10 protein-coding genes and 1 pseudogene are annotated in these 13,275 nt (G+C 30.1%); 10 read left to right on the top strand and 1 reads right to left on the bottom strand.

The window, feature by feature from the left end; genetic code table 11:
- Window positions 1–258 precede the first annotated feature (258 nt).
- Window positions 259–528 (top strand): hypothetical protein, encoded by a 270-nt coding sequence (locus IGJ44_RS14340; RefSeq protein ID WP_270787946.1) that lies wholly within the window; start codon window positions 259–261, stop codon window positions 526–528.
- Window positions 509–2,365, top strand: coding sequence for a hypothetical protein (locus IGJ44_RS14335; protein ID WP_430605873.1), 1,857 nt, complete (start codon window positions 509–511; stop codon window positions 2,363–2,365). The genes IGJ44_RS14340 and IGJ44_RS14335 overlap by 20 nt, the downstream gene beginning before the upstream one ends.
- 861 nt (window positions 2,366–3,226) lie before the next feature.
- On the opposite strand, the gene IGJ44_RS14330 is transcribed toward IGJ44_RS14335, so the two are convergent.
- Window positions 3,227–3,523 carry a hypothetical protein gene (locus IGJ44_RS14330; RefSeq protein WP_231436094.1) on the bottom strand — a complete coding sequence of 99 codons (297 nt, stop codon included), beginning with the start codon at window positions 3,521–3,523 and terminating at the stop codon, window positions 3,227–3,229.
- Window positions 3,524–4,632: 1,109 nt separating this feature from the next.
- On the opposite strand from IGJ44_RS14330, the gene IGJ44_RS14325 reads away from it, so the two are divergent.
- The 8 genes and pseudogenes from IGJ44_RS14325 (at window position 4,633) to IGJ44_RS14290 (ending at window position 13,261) form a co-directional block, all read left to right on the top strand.
- Window positions 4,633–4,950, top strand: coding sequence for a DUF2500 domain-containing protein (locus tag IGJ44_RS14325; RefSeq protein WP_270787948.1), 318 nt, complete (start codon window positions 4,633–4,635; stop codon window positions 4,948–4,950).
- Between the two features lie 353 nt (window positions 4,951–5,303).
- Window positions 5,304–5,864 (top strand): GNAT family N-acetyltransferase, encoded by a 561-nt coding sequence (locus tag IGJ44_RS14320; protein ID WP_155853313.1) that lies wholly within the window; start codon window positions 5,304–5,306, stop codon window positions 5,862–5,864.
- A gap of 584 nt (window positions 5,865–6,448) precedes the next feature.
- Entirely contained in the window at window positions 6,449–7,585 is a 1,137-nt protein-coding gene (locus IGJ44_RS14315; protein ID WP_413152928.1) for a recombinase family protein, read from the top strand.
- A complete protein-coding gene (locus tag IGJ44_RS14310; RefSeq protein ID WP_155853315.1) occupies window positions 7,585–8,010 on the top strand; it encodes a hypothetical protein in 426 nt (141 codons plus the stop codon). The genes IGJ44_RS14315 and IGJ44_RS14310 overlap by 1 nt, the downstream gene beginning before the upstream one ends.
- 55 nt (window positions 8,011–8,065) lie before the next feature.
- Window positions 8,066–10,777, top strand: a complete 2,712-nt coding sequence (locus tag IGJ44_RS14305; protein ID WP_270787950.1) for an ATP-dependent DNA helicase — start codon at window positions 8,066–8,068, stop codon at window positions 10,775–10,777.
- An 87-nt stretch (window positions 10,778–10,864) separates the two neighbouring features.
- On the top strand, window positions 10,865–11,146 hold the full coding sequence (locus tag IGJ44_RS14300) for a hypothetical protein (protein WP_270787951.1): 282 nt from the start codon (window positions 10,865–10,867) through the stop codon (window positions 11,144–11,146).
- Window positions 11,147–11,280: 134 nt separating this feature from the next.
- Window positions 11,281–11,448, top strand: a pseudogene (locus IGJ44_RS14295) (50S ribosomal protein L20); the annotation flags it as partial.
- 193 nt (window positions 11,449–11,641) lie between these two features.
- The gene (locus tag IGJ44_RS14290; protein WP_167827399.1) at window positions 11,642–13,261 is read left to right on the top strand and encodes an ABC transporter ATP-binding protein; all 1,620 of its coding nucleotides are present in this window, start codon (window positions 11,642–11,644) and stop codon (window positions 13,259–13,261) included.
- The last annotated feature ends 14 nt before the right edge of the window (window positions 13,262–13,275 follow it).

The following is a 13,275-nucleotide window of genomic DNA, read 5'->3' as shown; positions in this document are numbered from 1 at the left end:
CTCACTAGAATGAAGCTGAGAGGTGATTTTTAGGTTGGATTTAAGATTGAAAATATAATAAACATTGATATATCAGTGTTTTTAATAGTTTTGATGAATCTAAGAAAGAAGTAATAAAATAAGAGAATTCTTTTAATAAAAATACACTAATTATTTTTTGTTGTCCGAAAATGATATCCATTCTTGACTTCAGTTGATAATTGATGATATAGTCCGGACCTAAATTGATTAATAAAATAATTTCGGAGGATAAATTAAATGAATTCAAAAAAATTAACAGCAGAGGAATTGACTGAGAAACAAGAAAAAGTAAAGGCTTGGCTACATATATTGGACAAAATTTATGGGGTAAAAATGACCGTTTTTTCTAAAGCCATTGGTATTCACAATCAAAATCTACATAATTTTCGAAAAGGAAAACGTGGATTGACAGAAGAAAAAACGATATTATTAGAGAAAGTAATCGTTTTAAAATACGGTAGATTGCTAATGTTGGAGGACGGTGACTATGAAGTGTTATCTAAGTAATATTCCGAATAAAGAAAAACCAAATCAGTATATGGTGAAAAAGATTTCTAATACGATTATGAATAATCTAAGGGAAATGACTATTCAAGAATTTGCAGAAGAGTTATCTGTGAATGGTAAAACGGTTGTTTTGGCTGAATTATCAGAGAATAAGTTATCAAAAATGACGAAAATTATCGGACAAGAACTAGTCATGTTGGATTTTGATAACAAGGATGAGAATAATTTATATACGATTGACGATTTAGAAGCCGATACGTTTATGCAAGAGAATGCTTGTTTTATCTATCGAACATTTAGCGATATGTATTCTGAAATTGATAAGTTCCGAGTTGTCTTTCAATTAAATACAGCGGTGACTGAGAACCTAGAGATAGAACAGATTTATCAGGCTTTATTTAAAAAATTTCCCCAAGCAGATTCATCTGTTGGTCAAACAAGTAGATTATTTTTCGGAAGTAATAGCGGTTATGAGGTTATTGATTGGGACAACAGGCTAGATGTTAGTGGACTATTAGAAATTAATAATACAGAATCTACTGAGATTGCGAAAATTATCAGCGGTGAAATAATTGATGATTCTATGCCAAATTATGAGTTGTTGAAATTAGGTAGATTGGATATTGTTAAGAATAAAATAGGAGATAATTATAAACAAGAATTTCCTGATGATTATAATGCAATGAACTACTTTAAATCATTAGACATGAGAGAGTTTCTTGAATTATCTGAAGAAAATCCATTTTTTGATATTTTCCATAAAGAAGATAATCCTAGTGCAAGTGTGTTTTATGCTGAAGAACATGGGATTTATCTATATAAATGTTTTTCTGCTAGCAATAAGTATTGTGGGAATATTATCTCTTTACTGGAGCGTTACTTAAAAATATCCTCAATAGAAGTAGTTAATTTATTAGTAGAGCTTACTGGTTCGAACGTAACAAATACTTCACAACTAGGTCAAAGTAAATTTAATGCTCAAAAATTTAAGCGAGAACTACAATCAGGAGAATTAAAACAAACGTATCCTGAACTCTATCAATATTTCAGTAAATATCAAGTTGAAATTCCTATTGTATTAGACTTTATGTATGATTATGTTTATATGGATGATAATGGCGAACTAAGATATTTAAATTATTACAGCATTAAAAATCTGGCAAAGCAATTAGCTAGAGTAACGAACCAAAAGAAAGTAAGTTTAGATAAGACAAGAAAAATTCTTTATCATATGATTGTTACTGAGATTGTTAAAAAGAAACCAGAAGCAGAAATTCCTAAGGATATATTTAATGGTTTGATACTGGAACAAAAGAAAGATTGCACTAAGCTAAGAACGAGTAATATCTATGAACCAACAAATTTGACAGATGAAAACACAGCAGTTAGTGAAGGAATAGCTAAGGTTTTAAGAGAGAATAAAGTAACAGTCGGTAGTTTAAGTTATGAATTGGTATATAGACTTTTTGGAGAAGAAAAGGCTTATCAGGATTTTCCACAATCTTATAAACCACTTGTTGAACAGAAAAAAATAAAGATGAGTAAAACAGACAGTAATATAAGCCAAGCAAGTGAGAAATTGGAAAAAGCTTCAGTTAGAATTATCATGAACGAGATAGAAGAAAAAGGATATGTTTACGAAAAGGATGTAATTTCAAAGTTAGCTAAAGCAAGAAGATTAAAGGTTCGTGACACTGCAGAAAGATTTAAGAAATTAAGAGCGGATATATACAATAAATATGGTTTAAATACGTGTAGATTAACTAAAGAATTGTATAATCAGTTAGAAATTAAGGAGAAGTATTCATCTAAGAATGTTATATATAAAGTGAATTAGCATATTAGACAGGTAGTGTTTCTATCTGTCTTTTTCTATTAGAAATCATTGATAATAAAGGGTTATTTCTATATATTAAGAATAATATCTCTTTTTATATCAATTCAAAATTGCGTATTGAACAAGAAAAATACGTATAGTTTTCCCTAGAAAATACTGGCATAATTGATAGAAATCATTATACACATCTATATAGGATATTCCCTCTAGATGTGTATAATGAGGAGGCTTATAAAAGCCAATAAAATCAATAGAAAACTACGTGTTTTTTCTAAAGTCAATACGCACTTTTTATATTCCCTTTAGATGTGTATAATGGGAAGGTCAAAAAAAGTCAATAGATTCTAGGGTAATTTACCTGTTTTCACACATATCTTTACGCAAAAACTTATTTACACTTGATAATTGTGTGATAAAAATAGCTATAAAACGTTGATATATCAGTGTTTGTATTTTGAGTTCCAGTAAGATTGTATCTTGCTTACTTAATATATGTGCTTATGTTTAGCAATATAGCTAAAAGTTGTTCTCTAGTTTTTTAAATATAACGAATTAGTGATAATTAATCACGAATCCTAGTTTAAATATATTTTTAGAGAATCTGCCTTAAACATCATCAAACCAATAATATACCTTTAATGATATATTTTATTCTGTATTAAATGTTCAATCGTTTAAATAACGTTAGATTTGTTTTAAGCAGTCTGCCTTCAGCCCTTAGTGTCTTGAAAATGATTTTCGATGAATTATACTTAAAAATTTATAATCGCTTAGAACGCAATTTAAGCAGCATAAAATTGATTTTGAATTTTAGCAAAGAAAGTACCATTGATTTTAGTAGTCAATAAGATTTGAGAAGTATTAATCTGTGATTTGACCATCAGACTTCATTTTTTCAATTTCAACCATTTGTTGTTCATAAAATGGCGATGTAGCTATTTTAATCTTTTTCTCTGTTGAAATCGTTAAAGACGAAATATAGTGAGGAGTTACTGCCACTTCAGCAGATGTTTCTGATAACGTAATTAATAATGATTGATTGTCGCCAAAAGTAGCATATTCCGAGACAATAGCAACTAAGCCATTTTTATTAGTTAGTATCGACAAATACTTAGGAACTTCGATAATCCATCCAAATTGCATCTTGTGAGTATTCATTATATGTTCCAACTCTCTATTTATTTTTTGTTAATATAATAGTAACTTAAAAAAAGAAAAAGTGCGAGATAAGAAAATCTTTATAGTTTATCTCTAGAAACACTGGCATAATTGATAGAAATCATTATACACATCTATAGAGGATATTCCCTCTAGATTTGTAAAATGGTAGGATAATAAAAGTCAATAAAATCTAGGGGAATTTACCTGTTTGCACACATATCTTTATGCAAAAGTTTATTTACGATTGATAATAGTGTGGTAAAAATAACTATAAAACGTTGATACATCAGTATTTGTACTTTTCAGTTCCAGCAAGATGAAGTCATACTTACTTATAGCTATCCTTATGTTTAGTGATGTAACTAAAGTTTGCTCTTTATAGTTTTAAATATAACAAAATAGTGATAATATACCATGGATTCTAGTTTGAATATCTTTTGAGGAAATCAACCATAAACATCATCAAAATAAGAATATATCATAAAGTATATAATTTATTCTAAACTATTAGTATTGTATTAAAATAACTCGAAATTTATTTTGATGAGGTCGGATATTGTTCCTTAGAGCCTTGGGCACCCTTTTCGATAAATTATACACAAAAGATTAGAAACTCGTAGAACGCATTTTAGGTAGCTTAAAATTGATTTTGATATTTAAGGAGATGATTGGGAATTGAAAATTTCTATAAGGGCTTCTGAGGCTAGTATTTTAAATCGCATGAACTTTAAATTTTGATAATTAGTTTAAACCATTGATATATCAACATTCAATATGATTTCTGGAAAAATATATAATAAAAAACACCTCTCAGATAAAGGTTAGTGAGTAATTCCCCACATTTTTTTCTTCGTTGCATCTGAGAGGTGTTTTTTCAAAAATAGATATAAAAATCATTGATATTACAGTAATCGTGTATTATTGTCAACAAGTAGAAAACCCTTGATTTTATTGACTTTTTTATAGGTCATTTTTTTAGTTAGAAAAATATCTTTTTAGGGATTGATATCTAATTAATTTACTTATTGTATAATTAATTTATTATCATGATATAGAAATTTTGTATTCTTATAATTTCCAATAAAAATGAAAAGGAGCGTAACTATATGGATTTTCCATTTACTTTGTTTGCCTTATTTTTTGTAGCAGTAATCTTATATCAAATTATGGAGTTCTTAAGGAATGAATCAGCACCGGAAATTTCTGTTCCTGCGACATTAGTGGATAAAAGTATGAGAAGTAGCAGTAGTGTAGATACAAATGGGATTTCTAATCAATCAATTACTTACTATCTTTTATTCGAACTTGAGAATGGAGAAAGAAAAGAATTTAGAGTTGGGCATGGAAAATACAAATTATATGTTATCGGAGACACTGGGATTTTAAGATATCAAAGGAAAAGGTTTAATTATTTAGATAGGTAAAAGCTTATTGATATAACAAATTACAGTTTATAATTCTTATTTCAGATGAAGACTTTGCATTTTTAATATTAATACAAAATGAAGTGCTTATTTAAACAAACAAAAGAAGACTGGTATAATCTTTCTTATTGTAGAATTATATTTTAAATTATGATAAAATAATACTTGCAGTAGGCAAAACAAGTAAAATAATTGAGGGGGGATTTTATGGCAGTAATTTCAAACGGTCCATTAAAATTAACTAACCAACAAGCTTTAAACTTAATCAAAATACAAAAAAAACACCAAGTGAAGGCAACAAGTAAAAAAGCGTGATACCAGTTTTAAAAAACGAATTCTACTGCAGAACTTTGATGAAGGATGATATTGAATATATGGAGGGATTAGCGAGATTTTCAGGTGAAAATGACGTTGATTCCTTCTTGTTTTATGATGCATTGGATTTAATTAATCAAGATAGGTTAATTACAACAGGTGTTTTTAAAAGAGAAACAAGCAAATTAGTTGCTTTTTATACACTTACTGTTGAGTCTCATATCTATAATTTTGAGGAAGATGACACTTTATCTTTGGCTGAGAAAGAACAACTTAGAAGTTTTTCTTTGGAGGACTTACAAAGAAGCGTACTAAGCTTGAAATTTCTGGGAGTAAAGGAAGATGAACGTGGAAAAGGTATAGGGACATACATAATAGATAAGATTTTTAGAATTGCCAGAAGAGTAAGCACAAAGCAAGTTTTTGTAGAAGCGTTGCTATCAGCTAAAGAATTTTACGAAAAAAGAAATTTTGAAATTGTCTCAAGTGAAGATGAACTTATCAATGCTACTTCAGTTCTTATGGTTAGAATTATTTCTCCATTTGAAACTGCTTTAATTTCAAATAGTATGGATGATTGTTTAAAAATTTCTTCTTAATAATTTCATAGACCGATATAAGTCGATTTTGCGAGATAATCAAAGTTACTTTTAAAAAATGAAACTTTTGTAACAGATTTACATCATCTTTATAATACAAAAAACTAGGTATACAGATATCTAGTTTTTTGTATTATAAACACTTGTAAAAATTTCGAAAATAATATTAAAGTTGAAACAAACTATTTAATTAAAAATTTTAAGTCGTTAGTAACAATAGGCATTTAGTTTTTATTGGATGGAATATTTGAAATCAGGTTTTATTCTGAAATGGTAAATAATGATAAATATAGGTAGATAGGAGTAATTTATGGAAATAAACACAGGAGCCATCGTTTTAGTATTGATTCTAAACATTGTATTACTGGTAAAAATATTAATGGATTATATAGTCAATTAAAAGAATGATAACGATTTTGAGCTGGGATTTTTCTGAATTATACATAGTAGAAATAGATATTTCCATAAATTCAATTAATGATGAAAATGCATAAAATTTTGCTGATGCTAAATTTTTACTTGGTATTATATGACTACCATAATATAATGAAAATGTAGGTTTTTCAATTTAAGGTGTGATGCTGATGAATAAGAATGATTCTGGAAAGGAGAAGAAAGTAACTGAGCAACAAAAGAAAATACAAGATGCGTTTGATAATAGGCGTGAAGTAGAAGTTATTCCTGCAAAAATAACTAATTCTTCTATACAGAAAAAAAGGGTAGCTGCATATTGCAGAGTAAGTACTTATGCCGAAGCTCAATCTGGTAGTTTTGAATTGCAAATTCAATCTTATAAAGAAAAGATATTGTTAAATCCAACATGGGAGTTTGTCGGTATTTATGCCGATAGAGGAGCATCGGGTACCACTATAAAAAAAAGAGAACAGTTCAATTGTATGTTGAAGGATTGCCGATTAAATAAAATTGATTTGATTATTGTGAAGAGTATTAGTCGATTCTCAAGAAATGTATTAGATTTTATTTCAATTTATAGAGAATTGAAAGCGTTACCTAACCCTGTGGGAGTATTTATTGAAGATTTGAATATCAATACTTTGGATACTACTAGTGAAACGTTGTTATTGATGTTGAGTGTAGTAGCACAAGCAGAAAGTGAACAGAAGAGTGAAGCTATTACATGGTCGATTATTGAACGGTTTAAAAAAGGGTTACCTATCATTCCCACGCATAACTTCTTAGGATTTACGAAAGACAAATTCGGTAAGATTATCATTGAGGAATCAGAAGCTGAAGTTGTTCGATTCATTTATAAGAACTTCATTAATGGCGTTCGAGCCATTGATATAGCAAGTCTTTTAAATGAGTCCAATATTCTTACGGTGTCAGGAAATAAATGGAAGACGTCTGCTGTCTATAGAATATTGAGAAATGAAAAATACTATGGTCTAGTCATTATGCAAAAAACATATACTGTTGATTGTTTTTCGCATAAAACAAGAATTAATCGTGGTGAAAAACCTAGATACAAAATGGAAAATGGTTTGCCTGCTATTGTGTCCGAAGAAAATTGGAACTTGGTTCAAGAATTATTGCTAAATCCAAGAAAAGGATTCAAAAAGAAAACTGTCAAAAATATTGAAAAACCTAAGAATTTTGTTTCTACTATTAAATCAGGTGTATTTAAAGGGTTTATTGTGATTGATACGAAATGGACAAAAGAAGAAGTTACTGAAGTATTGTCGAAAGGAGAACACGAATAATGAGTAAAATAAATTTTGATGATTATAATTTTGAAGTAATTAGTGTAGAAACGACAGGTAGTTATTCATTGACGCTCAATAAAAATTCGTTGACGTTTGATAAATCAATTGCAGAAGCACTGGGCTATACAAGTCATGTAAAACCTCTCTTAGATAGAGAAAATAAGGTATTTGCCATTCAAGCATGTAAACCTAATGCTTTAAAGTCTATTCCGTTCTCAAAACCAGAAAGTCAACAAAAGGGAAGTATTAAGATGCAATATGGTGCAATGAGAAATATTCTTAGGTCATTAATGGGTGACCAATGGAAAGAAGAGATGAGGTATCAATTTAAAGGAGATTTAATATCTGATAAAAAAGCAATGATTTTCGAACTAGAAAAATTTGAAGAATTATTACCGTTCATACCTAGGAATACAAAGTGATAAAACTTCATGCTAATATGTTTAAAGTAGTTTGAGTAAGAAAGGATGACGTTTTTTGAAGAAGATTGATAAAGCAATATTAAATATTGATAAAAATATATGTAAAAACATTGAGAAAAATCAAGACGATAGAGGTTACTTATCTCAAAATGTTTTAGCACAATTGAGAAATTATGTAGAACATATATCAATTAAATACTATGTTAGCTCGATTAGCGGAGACATAAGTGGTATTCCAGAGGACATGTACGATGATATTAAACGAGGATTAGGATATATCAAAGTTAATTCTAAATTATATTTCTTAGCTAAATTTCATCAAATGCTTCAACAATCTGCTTCACATTATACAATGAGTGAGGAAAACTCTGAGCGTTTAATGCTAAAATATTATGAATACCTATTGAGAATAAAGAAAAATTTAAAAACAGATTTTAATTTAGATGTTCTTTCAAATATTGATATGTTTCCAGTTAATTTAGATAATCAATTGAGTGATTATTATAAAAAAATAGTTGATAAATTAGAAATAGCATATATATCAGAAATATCTGAGGATAGATACTATATACAAAAAACAAAACCTTTTTTTGTTGATAATGAAATTTACTATGAAATTACATTTAAGGAAGCAAATGACAAAACAAGTAAATTTGAAAGGAATATTGCGTTCACTAAACAAGATATCCTATCAAATTATGCTGTGAAACTATCAATTAAACATGATACGGTAAATATGTATGGTAAACATATGCCAATTCTTATCATTAATGACTGGGAAGTTTCTATACGTCCATGTGAATTAAATAATTTTTCGGAAATTTTGAATAATTTTACAGAAATTCAATCAAATCATAATGAATACAAAAAGTTAATGGAATTCATAAAAAAAAGTAGGTTTAATATCTTAGATATTCTTTTATTAGAGACGAGTAGTTACGAAAAAGTAAAAGAATATGTAACCTCCAAATCAAAAAAAGTTTATTTATTTAAAACGCTTGATGCGTGTAGAGAAATCATCCTTAATAATCGTCCTGGATGTAATCTGCTAAGGTATCTTTCTTACAATTTAAATAATAAAATTATAAAGTTGCAAAAAGATAAGTATGGAGATTATTGTAAAAAATTGTCAAATTTGAGAGTAGTATATGGATGTATACCTTTTGATGAAATGCCATTTGTCAGTTCATTGATAGGTCATAATCCTAAGATATATGATTTATTATGGTGTATAGATACAAATGGGAGAGAACATGAACTATTAGCTAGAAAAATTCAAATTAATTCTCAAACTAATGGCAAACTCTACACCTCAATCGATGAACTTAAATCTTTTGAAAATATTAATTTGTTGATAGAGAAGTATAATTCCAATCTTTATTGCAAGCATAGGGAAACTAGAGGGATAGGCAATATTGGAAACAACTACTATATCAAAGGGTTTGAAGATGATGTTACTAATATATTAAAGAAATTAAAAGACATTTCGCAAGAAGGAATAGAAAATTATGAGAACTCAGTTGAATCTTGGTTAAACACAGGAAGTTATATTATTGATTGTAGGGATAAGAAGCAAATTTTGAAGACTATGTTTTCTAATTCTAAAGTGTCTTTAATTTATGGTGCAGCAGGTACAGGGAAATCAACAATGATTAATCATGTCAGTAATTTTTTCGGACTTCAAAAAAAATTACTTTTAGCTAATACAAATCCGGCAGTGGATAATCTGAAAAGGAAAGTTTCTGCTCCTAATTGTGAATTTAAAACTGTTGCAAAATATTTATACAGCAAAGAGAACCAAGATTGTGATTTGCTGATAATAGACGAGTGTAGTACTGTTAGTAATTCTGATATGATTAAAATTTTATCAAAGGTAGATTTTAAATTGTTAATCCTTGTAGGGGATATTTATCAAATTGAATCAATTACTTTTGGAAACTGGTTTAAATTGGCAAAAAATAACGTTTCAAGAACTTCTGTGTTTGAATTAACAGCACCGTATAGAACAAAAGAAAAGCCCTTATTAAACTTATGGACAAAAGTAAGAAAAAATGAAGATGATTTGATTGAATATCTGACTGCGAATAATTATTCCGTTAGACTAGATGAAAGTGTTTTTTTTGCTAATGATTTAGATGAAATAATTTTGTGTTTAAATTATGATGGTTTATATGGAATAAATAATATTAATCGTTTTCTGCAAAGCAATAACTCTAATAAATCAGTGAACTGGGGAGTTGTATCATATAAAATTGGTGACCCTGTACTATTCAATGAAACATCAAGATTTTCTCCAGCACTATTCAATAATTTAAAAGGTAAAATTTCTAATATTGAGAAATTAGATACTGAAATTATTTTTGATATTGAGATAGAAACGGTAATTAATGAGATGGATATTGGAAATTTAGACTTAGAGTTGATTTCCTCAACAAAAAATAATTCAGTAGTTCGGTTTAGTGTCTATAAGTATCTAAATATGAGTGAGACTGATAATGATAGTGATGACACAGTTGTCCCATTCCAAATAGCTTATGCTATTTCTATTCATAAAGCTCAAGGTTTAGAATTTAATTCAGTGAAATTAATAATAACGGACGAAGTTGATGAATTAATAACGCATAATATTTTGTATACAGCTATTACAAGGACTAAAAAGAATCTAAAAATTTATTGGACTCCAGAAACAGAAAAGAAAGTAATAGAAAATATTAAGATAGATGAGAGTAGAAAAGATGAATCGATTTTGAAAAGAAAATTAAAATGACATTATTCAAGTGGCTTCCGAAGTTTTAATATAATAGATGGTATGTGTTAGAGCTATTTTAAAATTAAAGATGGGTAGTCCAATATTTTGAATATCCAAAAAGCATTAATCGAGCTAACGATAAATGGAGTGGTTACTTGTAAGCAGCTTGCCGATTTTTATGATACTTATCACAAAAATAAAGAATTTAAGGATGCAATTGATTTTCTAAGTAGTATCATAATAGATATGGGGCAATTAAAGGACGAATTGTATGCTTCTGAGGATTCACACGAGCTAGGTGCTGTGGAGTATATGCAAAAACATTATACTTCAGCAGTTTTATTAATCAATTTAATTCCTAAAAATAAACGACATTTCATTCATTGAACTAAGTATATTTGTTATTTCATCTCTGTTTGTTTATTTTTTAAATAAAAATCAACTTTATCCTATGCCTGTTTATTTTTGATTGAATACCCCATTGAATACCCCTTAATGTAGTTAAAAATTAGGGTTTGTGTATCAACGCAGCGGCTCGTATGAATGGCTTAAGCTACTCAAAATTGATGCACGGCTTGAAATTAGCTGAAATCGACATCAACCGCAAAATGTTAGCTGACTTGGCTGTAAACGATGCAGCAGCATTTACTGCATTAGCTGACCAAGCAAAAGACGCTTTAAACAAATAATCCATCGTTGGCAACAACGTTAGCCCCGCTCTTGAGCGGGGTTTTTTGTTTTTTCTCGATGACCGAAGAATGGTTTCTCACTATCTTTCATATGTTTCTTTCCATTAAGCGAAAAATAGATTATACTTTTGAAAACGTTTGTTTTATTTATCTTACGATTTTTCCACGAACACTGCAGCAAAAGGAGCATACGATGGCAATTGATTTATGGCGGCATTTTAAAAAAGGATTGACGGTATATGTTGGGATTGGAATTGCGGTCTCATTTTTGAGTGCCGCGAATGTTTTTTATTTTCAAAAACTACTCGATTCATTTGGCAAGACACTTGATTGGCCAGTTGTTTTTATCTATGGGTTAACGCTAGTACTGGTACCGCTTTTGTCCTATCTCGAGCAGAAACCAAAAACAACATTGTACAACAGCATGTATTTCTATCTCAAAGAACAAGCTTTAGTAAAAATCAGCAAGATTGCCTATTCCGAGTACTTGCAGATCGGCTCTGGAGCACTCTTACAGAAAACCGAAGCGGGAGCAGCGGCTGGCAGAAATATCCATTTGAATTTTTATGGACGCTTGTTTAAAGAATTGCTTCCCGAAACACTGTTTAACTTAGCTTTTATTGCTATGATCGATAAAAGATTGATTCCAGCGATCCTTGTGGGCTATCTAGTGGTGTTTATCGTGACCAATCTGCTTTTGAAAGTTTTACGCTCTCTCAAAGAACGTGCGCTAGTTTCAGAAGAAACCATGAATAGCACCTTTATTCGCGGACTAACGGAAATGGTTACGTTTCGAATCAATAAACGGTTTGAAAAAGAGATCGCACAATATAAAAACATGGCTGCTGACACAACAGAACGTTTGACGAAAATGACGATGATCCATGAGTTTTTCTTTGGTTTTTTTGCAGTCTTAGTCGCATTGATCAAAGTCGCAATTGTGGTATTGGCATTTACAAATCAGATTACGGTCAGCTTGGGCGGTTTAGCAGCATTGATTATTTATGTGGATCGAATCTACACGCCTGTTGCAATATTTAACGTGATTTTTGTTCAATACAACTTAGATAAAGTTGCCTTTGCACGGTTAAACGAATTTTTCTATCTGTCAGAGGACAAAGCATTAACACAAGGCGATGCATTGTCTGAGACCATCAACTGCATCACAGTTAAGGATCTATCCGTCACACTTCAAGAAAAGCAAATCTTAACCAATCGCACACTGGAGCTGAAGCAGGGAGCAATTTATGGGTTAGTAGGAGAAAGCGGCGCGGGAAAATCAACGCTGGTCAAAACGATTTTAGGCTTGTATCAGCCGACGACCGGTGCGATCCTGATCAATCACAAAAATTTAGCTGCTTATAACTTAAATGATTTCTATGAGCATATCTTTTATCTATCGCAAGATGCCCCAATCTTCCAAGGAACGCTGAAAGAGAATATTATTTTTGATAAGGAAATCGCAGACGAGGAAATCATAGCGGTATTAGAAAAATGTCAATTAGGCGCATTCTATCAGGTACTCAAGGGAGGACTATCTGCTGAAATTGGAGAAAAAGGAGCCAACCTTTCTGGTGGGGAAAAACAGCGAATCGCTTTTGCCCGATTGTTTTTCACAAACGCAGAAGTCATTGTCCTTGATGAAGCCACATCTGCTTTAGACGAAACAACAGAAGAAAAGCTTTTTGCAGCGATCAAAGACCAATTGAAAAATAAACTAGTCATTATGATCACCCATCGCCCGAAAAATTTGATTTATGCGGATGAGATCATTGAATTGAAAAAAACACAGGTTGTAGCGGCTTCATCATAAAAGCAGCTGCACCC

This window comes from Enterococcus sp. DIV1368d, from assembly GCF_050542975.1.
Classification (GTDB): domain Bacteria; phylum Bacillota; class Bacilli; order Lactobacillales; family Enterococcaceae; genus Enterococcus_D; species Enterococcus_D casseliflavus.
This window is presented reverse-complemented; position numbering and strand designations above follow the sequence as displayed.

What these genes read in the sequence shown, in the direction of transcription:
- IGJ44_RS14315 (WP_413152928.1), top strand. Translation starts at nt 6,449, where the DNA reads ATGAATAAGAATGATTCTGGAAAGGAGAAGAAAGTAACTGAGCAACAA.
- IGJ44_RS14335 (WP_430605873.1), top strand. Translation starts at nt 509, where the DNA reads ATGAAGTGTTATCTAAGTAATATTCCGAATAAAGAAAAACCAAATCAG.
- IGJ44_RS14340 (WP_270787946.1), top strand. Translation starts at nt 259, where the DNA reads ATGAATTCAAAAAAATTAACAGCAGAGGAATTGACTGAGAAACAAGAA.
- IGJ44_RS14290 (WP_167827399.1), top strand. Translation starts at nt 11,642, where the DNA reads ATGGCAATTGATTTATGGCGGCATTTTAAAAAAGGATTGACGGTATAT.
- IGJ44_RS14310 (WP_155853315.1), top strand. Translation starts at nt 7,585, where the DNA reads ATGAGTAAAATAAATTTTGATGATTATAATTTTGAAGTAATTAGTGTA.
- IGJ44_RS14320 (WP_155853313.1), top strand. Translation starts at nt 5,304, where the DNA reads ATGAAGGATGATATTGAATATATGGAGGGATTAGCGAGATTTTCAGGT.
- IGJ44_RS14325 (WP_270787948.1), top strand. Translation starts at nt 4,633, where the DNA reads ATGGATTTTCCATTTACTTTGTTTGCCTTATTTTTTGTAGCAGTAATC.
- IGJ44_RS14330 (WP_231436094.1), bottom strand. Translation starts at nt 3,523, where the DNA reads ATGAATACTCACAAGATGCAATTTGGATGGATTATCGAAGTTCCTAAG.